This window comes from Amycolatopsis sp. NPDC003731 (assembly GCF_053586895.1).
The window spans coordinates 31,768-46,045 of the sequence record NZ_JBSFNC010000038.1; the positions used below are offsets into that span (position 1 = coordinate 31,768).

General features: G+C 71.0%; 16 protein-coding genes. 11 read left to right on the top strand and 5 right to left on the bottom strand.

Going from position 1 to position 14,278, the window contains the following annotated elements; all coding sequences use genetic code 11:
- The first annotated feature begins 1 nt into the window (after position 1).
- The 11 genes from ACWDN5_RS18305 to ACWDN5_RS18355 all read left to right on the top strand — a co-directional run bounded on the left by ACWDN5_RS18305 (position 2) and on the right by ACWDN5_RS18355 (position 10,064).
- Positions 2–232, top strand: a complete 231-nt coding sequence (locus ACWDN5_RS18305; RefSeq protein WP_310974825.1) for a ferredoxin — start codon at positions 2–4, stop codon at positions 230–232.
- Positions 225–1,667, top strand: a complete 1,443-nt coding sequence (locus ACWDN5_RS18310) for an NAD(P)/FAD-dependent oxidoreductase (protein WP_310974824.1) — start codon at positions 225–227, stop codon at positions 1,665–1,667. The genes ACWDN5_RS18305 and ACWDN5_RS18310 overlap by 8 nt, the downstream gene beginning before the upstream one ends.
- A gap of 648 nt (positions 1,668–2,315) precedes the next feature.
- A complete protein-coding gene (locus tag ACWDN5_RS18315) occupies positions 2,316–2,753 on the top strand; it encodes a helix-turn-helix transcriptional regulator (protein ID WP_310974823.1) in 438 nt (145 codons plus the stop codon).
- A 10-nt stretch (positions 2,754–2,763) separates the two neighbouring features.
- Entirely contained in the window at positions 2,764–3,174 is a 411-nt protein-coding gene (locus ACWDN5_RS18320) for a VOC family protein (RefSeq protein ID WP_449677143.1), read from the top strand.
- 59 nt (positions 3,175–3,233) lie between these two features.
- Entirely contained in the window at positions 3,234–4,406 is a 1,173-nt protein-coding gene (locus tag ACWDN5_RS18325) for an MFS transporter (RefSeq protein ID WP_310994509.1), read from the top strand.
- Positions 4,391–4,648 carry an AraC family transcriptional regulator gene (locus ACWDN5_RS18330; protein ID WP_449677144.1) on the top strand — a complete coding sequence of 86 codons (258 nt, stop codon included), beginning with the start codon at positions 4,391–4,393 and terminating at the stop codon, positions 4,646–4,648. The genes ACWDN5_RS18325 and ACWDN5_RS18330 overlap by 16 nt, the downstream gene beginning before the upstream one ends.
- A 5-nt stretch (positions 4,649–4,653) precedes the next feature.
- Positions 4,654–5,067 (top strand): VOC family protein, encoded by a 414-nt coding sequence (locus ACWDN5_RS18335; RefSeq protein ID WP_449677145.1) that lies wholly within the window; start codon positions 4,654–4,656, stop codon positions 5,065–5,067.
- A gap of 24 nt (positions 5,068–5,091) precedes the next feature.
- Positions 5,092–7,467, top strand: coding sequence for an excinuclease ABC subunit UvrA (locus ACWDN5_RS18340; protein WP_310974819.1), 2,376 nt, complete (start codon positions 5,092–5,094; stop codon positions 7,465–7,467).
- Between the two features lie 99 nt (positions 7,468–7,566).
- A complete protein-coding gene (locus tag ACWDN5_RS18345; protein ID WP_310974818.1) occupies positions 7,567–8,583 on the top strand; it encodes a fatty acid desaturase family protein in 1,017 nt (338 codons plus the stop codon).
- Positions 8,584–8,593: 10 nt separating this feature from the next.
- Positions 8,594–9,655, top strand: a complete 1,062-nt coding sequence (locus tag ACWDN5_RS18350; protein ID WP_449677146.1) for an MBL fold metallo-hydrolase — start codon at positions 8,594–8,596, stop codon at positions 9,653–9,655.
- A 154-nt stretch (positions 9,656–9,809) separates the two neighbouring features.
- Positions 9,810–10,064, top strand: coding sequence for a Smr/MutS family protein (locus ACWDN5_RS18355; RefSeq protein WP_086675002.1), 255 nt, complete (start codon positions 9,810–9,812; stop codon positions 10,062–10,064).
- A gap of 1 nt (position 10,065) precedes the next feature.
- On the opposite strand, the gene ACWDN5_RS18360 is transcribed toward ACWDN5_RS18355, so the two are convergent.
- The 5 genes from ACWDN5_RS18360 to hsaA form a co-directional block, all read right to left on the bottom strand.
- Positions 10,066–10,665: an Rv1733c family protein gene (locus ACWDN5_RS18360; protein WP_449677147.1), complete on the bottom strand. Its 600-nt coding sequence runs from the start codon at positions 10,663–10,665 to the stop codon at positions 10,066–10,068.
- 128 nt (positions 10,666–10,793) lie between these two features.
- On the bottom strand, positions 10,794–11,333 hold the full coding sequence (hsaB, locus tag ACWDN5_RS18365; protein WP_310974815.1) for a 3-hydroxy-9,10-secoandrosta-1,3,5(10)-triene-9,17-dione monooxygenase reductase subunit: 540 nt from the start codon (positions 11,331–11,333) through the stop codon (positions 10,794–10,796).
- The gene (gene hsaC / locus ACWDN5_RS18370; protein ID WP_310974814.1) at positions 11,330–12,241 is read right to left on the bottom strand and encodes an iron-dependent extradiol dioxygenase HsaC; all 912 of its coding nucleotides are present in this window, start codon (positions 12,239–12,241) and stop codon (positions 11,330–11,332) included. The genes hsaB and hsaC overlap by 4 nt, the downstream gene beginning before the upstream one ends.
- The gene (hsaD, locus tag ACWDN5_RS18375) at positions 12,241–13,086 is read right to left on the bottom strand and encodes a 4,5:9,10-diseco-3-hydroxy-5,9,17-trioxoandrosta-1(10),2-diene-4-oate hydrolase (RefSeq protein WP_449677148.1); all 846 of its coding nucleotides are present in this window, start codon (positions 13,084–13,086) and stop codon (positions 12,241–12,243) included. The genes hsaC and hsaD overlap by 1 nt, the downstream gene beginning before the upstream one ends.
- Positions 13,086–14,249: a 3-hydroxy-9,10-secoandrosta-1,3,5(10)-triene-9,17-dione monooxygenase oxygenase subunit gene (gene hsaA / locus ACWDN5_RS18380; RefSeq protein WP_310975214.1), complete on the bottom strand. Its 1,164-nt coding sequence runs from the start codon at positions 14,247–14,249 to the stop codon at positions 13,086–13,088. Before hsaA ends, hsaD begins: the two co-directional genes overlap by 1 nt.
- Between the last annotated feature and the right edge of the window lie 29 nt (positions 14,250–14,278).

The window sequence follows — 14,278 nt, forward strand, 5'->3', positions numbered from 1 at the left end:
CATGCCCTTCCGTCTGCCCGGGAACGGGCCCCGGATCAGCGTCGACAACGACCGGTGCGAGCTCTACGGCATCTGCGCGATGGAGGCGCCGGACGTGTTCGACCTCGGCCAGGACGGCCGCCTGCGCTTCCACACGCGGCTGCTGGACGAAACCACCATGGAACAGGCGAAGATGGCCGCCCGCTGCTGCCCGATGCAGGCGGTCGTGATGAGAGGGGACCTCGATGGCTGACGGCGACCGGATCGTCATCGTCGGTGCGGGCGTCGCCGGGCTGCGTGCCGCGGAACGCCTGCGGGAACAGAAGTTCGACGGCGAGATCGTCCTGATCGGCGACGAGGCCCGGCGCCCCTACCACCGCCCGATGGTGTCCAAGGCGCTGGTGATGGGGACCGAACGGCCCAGCGACGTGGGCCTTTCGCACTACCTGCCGGACCTCGACGTCCACTGGCGCCTCGGCGCGCGGGTCACGCACCTGGACACCACCGAGCGGGTCGTGCACCTGCCCGGCGGCGAATCCCTCTGGTACGACGGCCTGATCGCCGCGACCGGCGTCTACCCGCGGCACCTGCCCGGCGCGCCGCGGCACGACCCGCGGGTGCGGATCCTGCGCACGGTCGAGGATTCGATGGCGGTGCGGCGCTGCCTCAACGCCAGCAAGAAGCCGGCCGTCGTGATCGGCGCCGGCCTGATCGGCAACGAGTTCGCCGCGAGCATGCGGCACATCGGCCGGGACGTCACCCTGATCGGGCACGCGAAGGCGCCGCTGCACCGCTTCGGCGACCGCGTCTCCAGCGGCATCGTCGAGGCGCACCACGAGCACCGCGCGAACCTGGCGATGCGCAGCGAAGTCCGGCACTGGATCAGCACGAAGGACACCGTCGGGCTGCACCTGACGAACAACCAGCTGCTGGTCGCCAGCGTCGTCGTGCTCGCCATCGGCAGCGTCCCGTCGGTGGACTGGATGCGCGGGTCGGGCCTGGACATCAGCGACGGCGTCCTCTGCGACTCGAAGCTGTTCGCCGAGGGCGCGTCCGACGTCGTCATCGCCGGGGACATCGCGCGCTGGCCGAACCTGCGCTTCGACGAGACCCCGCGGCGGGTCGAGCACTGGATCAACGCCGTCGAGTCGGCCCGGCACGCGGCGGACAACCTGCTGATGGGGCACTCCAGCGCCATCCCGTTCACCCCGCTCCCCCGCGCCTGGTCGACGCTGTACGACACGCGGCTGCAGATGTGCGGGATGCCGTCGCTGGCCGAGGACACGGTGTCGCTGGCCGACGGCATCACCGGCTTCGTCCGCGACGGGCAGCTCGTCGGCATCTCCTGCTGGGACAAGCCGCGGGCGATGCTGGACTGGATGGCCGAGCTCAACCGCCGGCTGCCCGCGCCCGACTACGTGCCCGAGCCGGAGCCCGCGCCCGCTGCTCCGGTGGCGGAGGTCCCGACGGTCGAGCCGGCGCTCGCCGCGCTGGCGGCCGACGTGCCGCCGGAGTTCGACAGCGGCTTCGACCACCAGGCCTTCGAGCGCGAGTTCGAAAGCGAGTTCGCCAACGACATCCCGACGACGGCGTTCCCCGCGCAGGCCCTGCCGGCCCCGCCGACCACGGCGTTCGCCGCCCAGCCCGGCGCCGCGTTGCCGACCATGGCCATCCCGATGGGGAGGTAGAGAAGCCGGGGCGGGGCTGCGCGCGGCGGCCACCGTCCCTTGCCGGCCACCACACTCCCTCCGCGGCTGGGTGGTGTGGTGGCCGGCCCCGAACGTCCCCCTGCCCGCCTCGCGTTGGTGAAGGACACGAGCGCCCGGCGGGCCAGGAGAGGGCCATCCCGAGGGAACCCGACGCCCCCGGGGTGGCCTTCTTCCGGCACACCGGGCGGGGGCCCGGGGTCGAGCGCCGCGGCGGGTCACTCCGCCGGGGCGCACGGGCCGTGACGATCGGTCCGGCGGACGGGTATGCCGCCGGAAGGAACGCCACGGTCGTGCAGCACCGGTGCACGGCCGTCCCGGGGGCACGGGAACCCCCGGGACGGCTCCACCGTGTCGACCCCCCAATCACGCGTGTCGACCCCCCAATCACGTGAGTCGACTCTCCAATCACGTGTGTCGACCCTTCAATCACGCGAGATCCGCCCCGAGTCACGCGGGATGCCGTGCGCGAACGGACGACACGCGTACCTGGACGGACGACACACGTACCTGGAGGGACGACACGCGTGATTGGAAGGTCGACACGTGTGACTGGAGGGTCGACACGCGTGATTGGGGGGTCGACACGAAAGCCTCGGCCCGCCTCGTCCGTTATGGCAGGATCCAAGGGTGACCAGCTCCTCGGCCCAGTACCTGCGGGACCTCGCGCTCCTGCGGCGCGTCCGGGACCGGATCGACCGGGAGTACGCGCAGCCGCTCGACGTCGAGGCGCTGGCGCGGGGGGTGAACATGTCGGCCGGGCACCTCAGCCGGCAGTTCCGGCGCGCCTACGGTGAGTCACCGTATTCGTACCTCATGACGCGCCGCATCGAACGGGCGATGGCCCTGCTGCGGAAGGGCGAGCTGAGCGTCACGGAAGTGTGCTTCACCGTCGGCTTCTCGTCGCTCGGGACCTTCAGCACCCGGTTCGCCGAGCTGGTCGGGATGCCTCCGAGCGTCTACCGCGAGGAGCAGGCCGAGGCCACCGTCGGGATGCCGCCGTGCGTCGCCAAACAGGTCACCAGACCGATCAGGAATCGAGAAGCGCGGCCGTCGGCGGCCACCTAGGGTGACGACCATGGACGTCACCATTCACTCGAGCTTCCTGCCGCACACCGACCCGGAAGCCTCGCTCGCCTTCTACCGCGACCTCCTCGGTTTCGAGGTCCGCCAAAACGTCAAGTACGGCGACATGCAGTGGATCACCGTCGGCCCGCCGAACCAGCCCGACACCGCGATCGTCCTGACGCCGGTGGCCGCGACGCCCGGCCTGACCGACGACGAGCGCCGCGTGATCAACGAGATGATGGCCAAGGGCACCTACGCCGGCGCCAACCTCGCCACCAAGGACCTCGACGCGCTGTTCGCCAAGCTCGAGGCCGGCGGCGCCGAGGTCGTCCAGGAGCCGGTCGACCAGCCCTACGGCATCCGCGACTGCTCCTTCCGCGACCCGGCCGGCAACCTCCTGCGCATCCAGGAACTGCGCTGACCACGACGGCGCTCGGCTACCGCGAGGTACTGCGCGACCGGCGGATCGCCGGGCTCCTGCTGGGCGACCTGCTCGCCAACATCGGCACCGGCATGCTCCTGGTGGCCATGCCCGTGCAGACGCTCTCCCTGCACGGCGACGTCCCGAAAGCGATCGCCATCGGCGTCGTGGAGGCCGCGCCGTTCGTCCTGTCCACCGTGCTGGCCCTGGCCATCGGCCTCGGCCGGGTCCGCCTCCGGCCGCGCACGCTGCTCGTCGCCGACTGCGTGCTGCGGTCGGCCACCTTCGCCGTCCTCGGCGTCCTGGCCGTCTCCGGCCGGCTCACCCTGCCGGTGCTGGCCGCCGGCCTGCTCTTCGGCGCCACCTTCCGGCTGGCCGGGTCGAGCAGCCGCCGCCTGCTGGCGACGTCGGCCGCGGGCGAGGCCGGCCGGTTCTCGGTCAACGGCCTGCTCGGCCTGAACACGACGTTCGCGCTCTACATCGCCGGGCCGGTGCTCGGCGGGGTCCTCGTGGCCACCGCCGGTGCGGGATACGCGCTCTTCGTCGACGCCGCCGGAGCGCTGATCCTGCTGGCCTGCGTCCCCCGCGAGGCCGGCGACCGGGACGCGCTGCGCGACGAGGGCACCCACGAGTCGGGCTGGCGGATCCTGCGCCGCCGTCCGGTCGCCGCGCGGCTGCTGGTGGTCGAGTTCTTCTTCAACTTCCTGTACATGCCGGTCGAAGTGGCGCTCCCGCTGTACGTGAGCGGGACGCTGCACGCCGGCGCGTCCGGCCTGGGGGTGCTGTGGGGTGCGCTCGGGGTCGGCGCGTTCGCCGGCGCCGCGCTCGTCAGCCGGCTGCGGAACCTGCCGCAGCGGCCGCTGCTCGTCGCGATCATCGGGCTGTGGGCGCTGTGCCCGATCGCGCTCGCCGTCACCGGCGACCTCACCGTGGCCCTGCTCGTCTTCGCCCTCGGCGGCCTGGTGTACGCGCCGTTCACGCCGGTCGCGTACAGCTTCCTGCAGTCCGGGCTCGCCCCCGGGGAACAGCAGCAGGTCGTCACGCTCTGGACGACGGGCGCCACGGTGGCCGCCCCGCTCGGGCTCGCCCTGGGCGGGCCCCTGATCGAACTGACCGGCAGCACGGGCGGGCTCGTGCTCTCCGGCGTGCTGACCCTCCTGCTGCTCCCGATCGCGGCCCGGGCGGTGCTCGGGCGCGTCCACGAAGGGAACCCGACATGTGCCTCGGCCTGAAAGCCGCCGCCGAGAACCACCTGCGTGAGCTGACGCTGTTGCGCCGCGTCCGCGACCGCATCGACACCGGATTCGCGCGGCCGCTGGACCTCGAAGCACTCGCGCGCATCGTGGGCCTGCCCGTCGCGTTGTTCGTCCGCCGTTTCCAGGACGCCTACGGCCTTTCCCCGCACGATTACCGGCGGGCCGCCGAAGCGATCAGGAATCGAGAAGCCCGGGCAGCACGCCCGAAAGTAGCGTGATTCCCATGAACCTCACCATTCACCAGACCTTCCTCCCCCACCACGACCACGAAGCTTCGCTGGCCTTTTACCGCGACACCCTCGGTTTCGAAGTGCGCAACGACGTCGATTACGGCGGCCAGCACTGGCTCACGATCGGCCTGCCCGGCCAGCCCGACACCTCGCTCGTGCTGCAGCCGACGGGCGCCTCCTACGCGGACCTGACCGAAGAAGAACGCCGGACCATCACGGAACTGATGGCCAAGGGCAGCTTCGCCGCGGTCAACCTGGCCACCGACGACCTGGACGGCACCTTCGAGCGGGTGCAGGCCGGTGACGCCGAGGTCGTCCAGGAACCGACCGACCAGCCCTGGGGCATCCGGGACTGCTCCTTCCGCGACCCCGCCGGAAACCTCGTCCGCATCCAACAAGCACGCTGACCGAACGAACGCTGGAGAGCCCCGATGAGCACGAGGAAGAACGCACCGCACGTGGCCGACAGCCACGACCTGATCCGCGTCCACGGCGCGCGCGTGAACAACCTCAAGGACGTCAGTGTCGAGCTGCCGAAGCGGCGGCTGACGGTGTTCACCGGGGTCTCCGGCTCCGGCAAGAGCTCCCTGGTGTTCAGCACGATCGCCGCCGAGTCGCAGCGGCTGATCAACGAGACCTACAGCACCTTCGTGCAGGGGTTCATGCCGACGCTGGCCAGACCCGACGTCGACGTGCTCGACGGGATCACCACCGCGATCATCGTCGACCAGGAGCGGATGGGCGCCAACCCGCACTCCACCGTCGGCACCGCCACCGACGCGAACGCGATGCTGCGCATCCTGTTCAGCCGGCTCGGGACGCCGCACATCGGGTCACCGCAGGCGTTTTCGTTCAACGTCGCCTCGATCAGCGGCGCCGGCGCGGTCACCATCGAAAAGGGCGGCCGGCAGATCAAGGAGCGGCGCAGCTTCAGCATCACCGGCGGCATGTGCCCGCGCTGCGAGGGCCGCGGCAAGGTCAACGACATCGACCTCACCGCCCTGTTCGACGAAAACAAGTCGCTCAACGAGGGCGCGATCACCATCCCGGGCTACAGCATGGAGGGCTGGTACGGCCGCATCTTCCGCGGCTCCGGCTTCTTCGACCCGGACAAGCCGATCAAGAAGTACACCAAGAAGCAGTTCGACGACCTGGTGTACAAGGAGCCGACGAAGATCAAGGTCGAGGGCATCAACCTGACCTACTCGGGGCTGGTGCCGGCGATCCAGAAGTCCTTCCTGTCCAAGGACGTCGACGCGATGCAGCCGCACATCCGCGCGTTCGTCGAGCGGGCCGTGACGTTCCAGACCTGCCCGGACTGCGACGGCACCCGGCTTTCGGCGGAGGCGCGCTCCTCGAAGATCGACGGGCTCAGCATCGCCGACGTGTGCGCGATGCAGATCAGCGATCTCGCCGCGTGGGTCGGGAAGCTGTCCGAGCCGTCGGTGGCGCCGCTGCTTGACGCGCTGAAGCACACGCTCGACTCGTTCGTCGAGATCGGCCTCGGCTACCTCTCGCTGGACCGTCCATCCGGGACACTGTCGGGCGGGGAAGCCCAGCGCACCAAGATGATCCGCCACCTCGGGTCGTCGCTGACCGACGTCACCTACGTCTTCGACGAGCCGACGATCGGCCTGCACCCGCACGACATCCGGCGCATGAACGACCTGCTGCTGCAGCTGCGTGACAAGGGCAACACGGTGCTGGTCGTCGAGCACAAGCCGGAGGCGATCGCGATCGCCGACCACGTCGTCGACCTCGGCCCGCGCGCCGGCACCGAAGGCGGCGAGATCGTCTTCGAGGGCACTGTGGACGGTCTGCGCAAGAGCGGGACGCTGACCGGGCGGCACCTCGACGACCGGGCGTCGCTGAAGTCGTCGGTGCGTTCGCCGTCGGGTGTCCTGGAGGTGCGCGGCGCGTCGACGCACAACCTGCAGGACGTCGACGTCGACATCCCGCTCGGCGTGCTGGTGGTGGTGACCGGGGTGGCGGGCTCGGGCAAGAGCTCGCTGATCCACGGCTCGGTGTCCGGCGGCGAGGGCGTGGTGACGGTCGACCAGACGGGCATCCGCGGCTCGCGCCGGAGCAACCCGGCGACGTACACGGGCCTGCTGGAGCCGATCCGCAAGGCGTTCGCCAAGGCCAACGGCGTCAAGCCGGCGTTGTTCAGCGCGAACTCCGAAGGCGCGTGCCCGAACTGCAACGGCGCGGGCGTGGTCTACACGGACCTGGGGATCATGGCGAGCACGGCGACGCCCTGCGAGGTGTGCGAGGGCAAGCGGTTCAACGCCGACGTGCTGGAGTACACCTTCGGCGGCCGCGACATCAGCGAGGTCCTCGGCATGTCGGTGGCTTCGGCGTTGGATTTCTTCGCCTCCGGCGACGCCGCCCTGCCGGCGGCGCACAAGATCCTCACGCACCTGTCCGACGTCGGCCTCGGCTACCTGACGCTGGGCCAGCCCCTGACGACGCTGTCCGGCGGCGAGCGCCAGCGCATCAAGCTGGCGACGCACATGGCGGAGCAGGGCGGGGTGTACATCCTCGACGAGCCGACGGCGGGCTTGCACCTGGCGGACGTCGAGCAGCTGCTGGGCCTGCTGGACCGCCTGGTGGACGCGGGCAAGTCGGTGATCGTCATCGAGCACCACCAGGCGGTGATGGCCCACGCGGACTGGCTGATCGACCTCGGCCCCGGAGCGGGTCACGACGGCGGGAAGGTCGTGTTCGAGGGGACGCCGGCGCAGCTGGTGAAGGCGCGGAAGAAGACGCTGACGGGGAAGCACCTGGCCGAGTACGTCGCTTCCTGACCCGAGCGCCTACCGGCTCGGGCGGTAGGGCTGGCCCCCCGAAACCGTCTGGGGCGAGCCGGATTCCGAAATCGGGCGCCGGTGCGAAGACTCGGGTGGGTGACCACCACAGAGAACAGCGTCGGCAGCGACTTCGCCCGGCTGAGCCACCGCATCTCCGCCGCCGGGCTGATGGCACGGCGGCCCGGCTACTACACCGCCCGGATCGCGCTCGTCGCCGGGTTGTTCGCCGCCGGGTGGGTGGCCTTCGCGCTGCTCGGGAACTCCTGGTGGCAGCTCGGCGTCGCGGCCTTCCTGGCCGTCATGTTCGGGCAGGTCGCCCTGCTCTCGCACGATCTCGCGCACAAGCAGGTGTTCCGGCGACGGCGGCCCACCGAAATCGCCGGGATGCTCGCCGGGAACCTCGGGATCGGGATGAGCTACGGCTGGTGGATGGACAAGCACACCCGCCACCACGCCAACCCGAACCACGAGGAGCTCGACCCCGACGTCGATCCGGACATCCTCGTCTGGTCGAAGGACCAGGCGCGCGCTAGCCGCGGGGTGCCGCGGTTCATCGGGCGGTACCAGGCCTTCCTGTTCTTCCCATTGCTCACGCTCGAAGGCCTCAACCTGCACTGGTCGGGGATCCGCGCGGTCGGCAAGCCGGGCCTGCGCCACCGCAAAGTCGAAGCCGCGTTGCTCGCCGCGCACTTCGTCCTCTACTTCAGCGCGCTGTTCACCGTGCTCAGCCCCGGCATGGCGGTGCTGTTCTTCGCCGTCCACCAGGGACTGTGGGGTGTCTACATGGGATCGATCTTCGCGCCGAACCACAAGGGCATGCCGACGCTGACCGGGCGCACCGAACTCGACTTCCTCCGCAAGCAGGTGCTGACCTCGCGCAACGTCCGCGGCGGGCTCGTCACCGACGTCGCCCTCGGCGGGCTCAACTACCAGATCGAGCACCACCTGTTCCCGAGCATGCCGTCACCGCACCTGCGGCGGGCGCAGCCGATCGTCCAGGCCTACTGCGCCGAGCTCGGCGTTCCCTACCTGCAGACGAGCCTGGTCGACTCCTACCGGCAGGCCCTCACCCACCTGCATGAAGCTGGGGCCCCTCTCAGGAACCGTTCGTAGACTCGATCCCATGAGGAAGACGATCGCTGCGCTGCGCGACTTACCCGCGGCGTTCGGTGCCAAAGCCACCGGTGCCCGGGCCGAGCGGGTCCGCTCCTCGCCGCAGTTCGACGGCAAGGTGTTCCGCAACGCGGCGCCGCGGCACCCGATGACAGCGGCGTCGATGCGGGCCATCTTCCGCGAGATGTTCTTCGGCGAGGACCGTGAGCTGCGCAAACCGGCCGGCGCGGTCCCGCTGGTGACGGCCGGGCCGGTCGAGTCGGCGAGCGGGCTGCACCTGACCTGGTACGGCCACGCCTCGACGCTGGTCGAGCTCGACGGCGCCCGCGTGCTGCTCGACCCGGTGTGGAGCGACCGCGTCTCCCCCGCCGCGTTCGCCGGCCCGAGGCGGCTGCACGAGCCGCCGGTTCCGCTGTCCGGACTCGGCCGGATCGACGCCGTCGTCATCTCGCACGACCACTACGACCACCTCGACCTGGCGACGGTCCGCGCGCTGGTGACGTCGTCCGAAGCGCCGTTCCTCGTCCCGCTCGGCGTGGGCGCGCACCTCGAGCGCTGGCACGTGCCGGCTGCGCGCATCATCGAGCTCGACTGGCACGAAGAGGCGACGGTGGCGGGCGTCCGCTTCATCGCGACGCCGGCCCAGCACTTCTCCGGCCGCGGCATCACGAACGACGACACGCTGTGGACGTCGTGGGCGCTGCTGGGCCCGGCGCACCGGGTGTTCTACAGCGGCGACACGGGCTACTTCGACGGCTTCGCGGCGATCGGCGCGGAACACGGCCCGTTCGACGCGGCCCTGATCCAGGTCGGCGCGTACGCCCCGCAGTGGCCGGACATCCACATGACCCCGGAGGAAGGCGTGGCGGCGGGCCTCGACGTCCGGGCGAAGCTGCTGGTCCCGGTGCACTGGGCGACGTTCCAGCTGGCGATGCACCCGTGGGGCGAGCCGGCCGACCGCGTGTGGAGCGAGGCCAAGGAGGCCGACCTCCCGCTGGCCATCCCCCGCCCGGGCGAGCGCATCGACGCGGCAGCACCCCCAGCGGTCGACGGCTGGTGGCAGGCGCTGTGATCCGGCAGCCGACACGCGTGATCAGAGGGTCGACACGCGTGATTGGAGGGTCGACACGGCTCGGACCTGGCGTGTCGACCCGTCAATCACGTGTGTCGGCGCGGGGATCACGCGTGCCGGCTGTTGGCGCACGTCGGTGGGGCCGGAAGGGCGGGTGAAGCTCAAGCTGGATCTGCACGACATCTACAACCGCGGCGGTGAGATCGACCGGGCGCTCAAGGCGATCATCGACGAGGCCGTGGCCAAGAAGGCGCCGCTCGTCGAGATCATCCCCGGGAAGGGCTCGGGTCAGCTGAAGAAGCACGTCCTGCGGTTCCTCGAGCGCAAGGACGTCAAGGCGCTCTACCACCGGGTCGAGAAGGACAAGGACAACTTCGGCAGGGTGTTCGTGCACTTCCGCTGGAAGTGAGTCAGAACCGGCTGTCGTGGCGGGCCTGCGACCACGCCCGGTCCCACGCCGCCGCGTGGACGCGGGTCAGGACGAACCGGGCGGTCGCGTACAAACCCACCAAGGCCCCGGTGATCGCCGCCCACAGCAGGAGGGCCGCGAACACGCCGTCGGCCGCCGAGGTCGACGCCGACAGGGGCTCGGCCGCCAGCTCGCCGCGCTGGTCCAGCCAGATCGCGACGCGGGTGCCCGCCGGGCTGCCCGGGTCGGCGAGGACCTCGCCGGTGTGGCGGGTGCCGCGGGCGTCGAACCAGGCCGCCGGGACCGACGTCTGCGCGGCCGGGGCGCCGGCGCCGTCGGTGCTGTACGGCTGGTTGGACGCCGCCGCGAGCGAAACCGCCGTTGCGGGGTGGCGCGTGGTGCGTTCCTCCGCGGCGCGAGCGTTCTGCGCCGCGTAGGTCTCGGACCCGAACGCCGCCGCGAACGGGATCGCCAGCAGCGCGCCGGCCACGGCCAGGAGCAGCAGGAGGGCTTCGACGCGGTCGCCCGCCCGGGCCAGGGGGTTGCGACCGGGGCGTACCCGGCGCCCGAACCGGGCGATCCGTCCGCTGGGCCCACGCATGCGCGACTCACTCCTCCCGGGAAGGTGTCTTCTCGGTAACAGTGTGCGCGCCAGGCTCGCTTTTCTCTCGTGAATGGGATGCGGCCCACCTGTGAATCCGTGCACAACCACCCGGTCGCGCCCGCCGGTCACAGCCAGTCGTCGGGGCGGGGCCAGGGCAGCATGGCCGCGAGCGCGTCCCGGGCCGGCTCGGTGACCGCGTACCGGCCGCGGTGGAACAGCAGCGGGCGGGCGTCCGACGCCGCGCCCAGTGCCGTCACCCGGCCGATCACGACGTAGTGGTCACCGGCCTCGTGCACGGCTTCCAGGGCGCAGTCGATCCAGGTCAGCGCGCCGTCGAGCAGCGGGGCCCCCGACGGCGCCGGTGTCCACGGGAACCGGGCGAACTTGTCCTCGCCGCGGGCGCCGAACACCGCGCTGACCTCCTGCTGGTCCTCGGCCAGCACGTTGACCGCGAACCGGCCCGCCGCCGCCAGCACCGGCCACGTCCGCGACGTCCGGGCCGGGCAGAACAGCACCAGCGGCGGGTCCAGCGACAGCGCCGCGAACGACTGGCAGGCGAACCCGGCCAGGGTGTCGCCGTCACGGCCGGTGACGACCGTGACGCCCGTGCAGAAGTGCCCGAGCACGCTGCGGAACTCGGTCTGGTCGACCGCCACGGACGTCATGCGCCCGGGGGCCGCGCGCCGACCGAGAAGTCGTGACCCCACAGCGACACCGCGGTGCTCTCGCGGGCGATCCAGTTGTCGTCGTCGACCTGACGGCCTTCGCAGCCGAACTCGACGTCGAAGCCGCCGGGCGTCTTCATGTAGAACGACAGCATCAGGTCGTTGACGTGCCGGCCGAGGGTGGCCGACATCGGCACCTTGCGCCGGATCGCGCGGTCGAGGCACAGGCCGACGTCGTCGGTGTTCTCCACCTCGACCATCAGGTGCACGATCCCGGACGGCGTCGGCATCGGCAGGAACGCCAGGCTGTGGTGACGCGGGTTGCAGCCGAAGAACCGCAGCCACGCGGGCGGCCCGTCGGCGGGCCGGCCGACCAGCTGCGGCGGCAGGCGCATCGAATCGCGCAGCCGGAAACCGAGGACGTCCCGGTAGAACCGCAGCGACGCCTCGTCGTCCTTTGTGGACAGGACGACGTGGCCGAGGCCCTGCTCGCCGGTGACGAACTTGTGGCCGTACGGGCTCACCACGCGCCGGTGCTGCAGCGCGACGCCGTGGAACACCTCCTGGGTGTTGCCGGACGGGTCGTCGAAGCTGATCAGCTCGTCGACGCGGCGGTCGGCCAGCTCGTCGGGCGTGCCCTCCTTGTACGGCACCGACGCACTGTCCAACCGGGACCGCAGCTCGGCCAGCTCGGCCGCGTGCGCGACCTCCCAGCCGGTGACGGCCAGCCGGTCCGCGGAACCCGGCGAAATCACCAGCCGCGCGGGGAAGTCGTCCATGCGCAGGTAGAGCGCGTCCGGGTCGGTGCCGCTGCCTTCGACCATGCCGAGCACCTTGAGGCCGTACTCGCGCCAGGCCGCCATGTCGGTGGCCTCGATGCGGAGGTAGCCCAGTGACCGGATGCCCATCAGGAACTCCCGAGGAAGTCGAGGGCCAGCCGGTTGAACTCGTCGAACTTCTCCAGCTGGGCCCAGTGCCCGCAGCCGCCGAACACGTGCAGCTGCGCGCGCGGGATGGTTTTCAGAGCGACCAAGGCGCCGTCGAGCGGGTTGACGCGGTCCTCGCGCCCCCAGATCAGGAGTACGCGCTGGCGCAGGCGGTGGGCTTCGCGCCAGAGCATCCCTTCTTCGTAGGTTTCGGGGTGCGCGAACGACTTGCCCATCGCCCGCATCGCGGCGAGCGACTCGGGCGTGTTCGCCGCGGCGAACCGTTCGTCGATCAGCTCGTCGGTGACCAGCGCCTGGTCGTGGACCATGATCCGCAGGAACGCTTCCATGCGTTCGCGGCTGGGGTGCGCACCGAACTTGCCGAGGTTCTTGACCCCTTCGGTCGGGTCGGGCGCGAACAGGTTGACGCTCAGCCCGCCCGGCCCCATCAGCACCAGCCGCCCGGCGCGCTTCCCGTGGTTCAGCGCGAACCGGACCGCCGCTCCCCCGCCGAGGGAGTTGCCGACGAAGTGGGCGCGCTCGATGCCGAGCGCGTCCATCAGGCCGAGGACGGCGTCCGCGCTGTGCCGGAAGTACTGCGGGTGCTCGGTCGGCTTGTCCGAGCGCCCGAAGCCGGGCTGGTCGACGGCGATCGTCCGGTAGTGCTTGGCGAACTCCGGCAGGTTGCGCCCGAAGTTGCTCCACGCCGACGCGCCGGGCCCGCCGCCGTGCAGCAGGATCACCGTCTCGGCGTGCTCGGCGCCGGCCTCGTGGTAGTGCAGCTTGAGCGAGCCGGCCTGGACGTACTTGCCTTCGGGTGCGGCCATCAGTACATCGCGTTCTCGACGGGGAGCCCGAAAGCGCCGGTGCCGTACATGACGTACGCGCGCTCGGCGTCGTTCGCCGCGTGGACGCGGCCGGCGTGCGCGTCGCGCCAGAAGCGCTGGATCGGCGTTCCCCGCTGGATCGCGCGGCCGCCGGAGTTCTCGAAGAGCCGGTCGATCGCCGCGATCGCGCGTTCGGTGCCGCGCACCTGGTCGCGCCGGACGCGCAGCCGCAGGTCCGCGGGCAGCCGTTCCTCGCGCTTGGCGAGCTCGTACAGCTCCTCGATGTTGCGGGTCAGCTGCAGCCAGGCGGCGTCGATCTCGCTGGCCGCCTCGGCGATCCGCACCTTGGCGAACGGGTCCTCTTTGGACTGCTCGCCGGCGTAGGCGGCCCGGACGCGCTTGCGCTGGTGCTCGACGTGCGCGTCGTAGGCACCCTGGGCCATGCCGATGATCGGCGCGGTGATCGTGGTCGGGTGCACCGAACCGTACGGGAGCCGGTACAGCGGGCCGGGGTTGACGGCTTGGCCCGGCACCTTGCACTTCGACGTCGCGATGAAGCTCAGCGCCCGGTGCTGCGGGATGAAGACGTCCTCGACGACGATGTCGTTCGAGCCGGTGCCGCGCAGGCCGATCGTGTCCCAGACGTCCACAATGGAGTAGTCGGCGATGGGCAGCAGGTAGGTGCAGAAGTCGACCGGCTTGCCGTCCTTGAACGCGGGTCCCCCGAGCAGCACCCACGTGCAGTGGTCGGACCCGGAGGAGAAGCTCCACCGGCCCGTGAGCCGGTAACCGCCGTCGACGACCTCGGCCTTGCCCATCGGCGCGTACGACGAGGAGATCCGCACGTCCTGGTCCTCGCCCCAGACCTCCTGCTGCGCCTGGGCGTCGAACAGGGCCACGTGCCACGGGTGGACGCCGAGGATGGAGGCGACCCAGCCGGTGGACCCGCACGCGCTCGCGATCAGCTTGACCGCGGTGTAGAAGCTCACCGGGTCGGCTTCGAAGCCCCCGTGGAGCTTCGGCTGCAGCAGCTTGAAGAACCCGGTCTCCTGCAGGGCTTTGACGGACTCCTCGGGGACGCGGCGCGCGTCCTCGGTGTCCTGGGCCCGTTCCCGCAGGACCGGCAGGAGGTCCCGGACCCCGGCGATCACCTGCTCGCTCATGCGCAGTTCCTCTCTGGTCTTCACTGCCC

What these genes read in the sequence shown, in the direction of transcription:
- hsaA (WP_310975214.1), bottom strand. Translation starts at nt 14,249, where the DNA reads ATGAGCGAGCAGGTGATCGCCGGGGTCCGGGACCTCCTGCCGGTCCTG.
- ACWDN5_RS18310 (WP_310974824.1), top strand. Translation starts at nt 225, where the DNA reads ATGGCTGACGGCGACCGGATCGTCATCGTCGGTGCGGGCGTCGCCGGG.
- ACWDN5_RS18360 (WP_449677147.1), bottom strand. Translation starts at nt 10,665, where the DNA reads ATGCGTGGGCCCAGCGGACGGATCGCCCGGTTCGGGCGCCGGGTACGC.
- ACWDN5_RS18305 (WP_310974825.1), top strand. Translation starts at nt 2, where the DNA reads ATGCCCTTCCGTCTGCCCGGGAACGGGCCCCGGATCAGCGTCGACAAC.
- hsaC (WP_310974814.1), bottom strand. Translation starts at nt 12,241, where the DNA reads ATGGGCATCCGGTCACTGGGCTACCTCCGCATCGAGGCCACCGACATG.
- hsaD (WP_449677148.1), bottom strand. Translation starts at nt 13,086, where the DNA reads ATGGCCGCACCCGAAGGCAAGTACGTCCAGGCCGGCTCGCTCAAGCTG.
- ACWDN5_RS18350 (WP_449677146.1), top strand. Translation starts at nt 8,594, where the DNA reads ATGAGGAAGACGATCGCTGCGCTGCGCGACTTACCCGCGGCGTTCGGT.
- ACWDN5_RS18335 (WP_449677145.1), top strand. Translation starts at nt 4,654, where the DNA reads ATGAACCTCACCATTCACCAGACCTTCCTCCCCCACCACGACCACGAA.
- ACWDN5_RS18330 (WP_449677144.1), top strand. Translation starts at nt 4,391, where the DNA reads ATGTGCCTCGGCCTGAAAGCCGCCGCCGAGAACCACCTGCGTGAGCTG.
- ACWDN5_RS18320 (WP_449677143.1), top strand. Translation starts at nt 2,764, where the DNA reads ATGGACGTCACCATTCACTCGAGCTTCCTGCCGCACACCGACCCGGAA.
- ACWDN5_RS18340 (WP_310974819.1), top strand. Translation starts at nt 5,092, where the DNA reads ATGAGCACGAGGAAGAACGCACCGCACGTGGCCGACAGCCACGACCTG.
- hsaB (WP_310974815.1), bottom strand. Translation starts at nt 11,333, where the DNA reads ATGACGTCCGTGGCGGTCGACCAGACCGAGTTCCGCAGCGTGCTCGGG.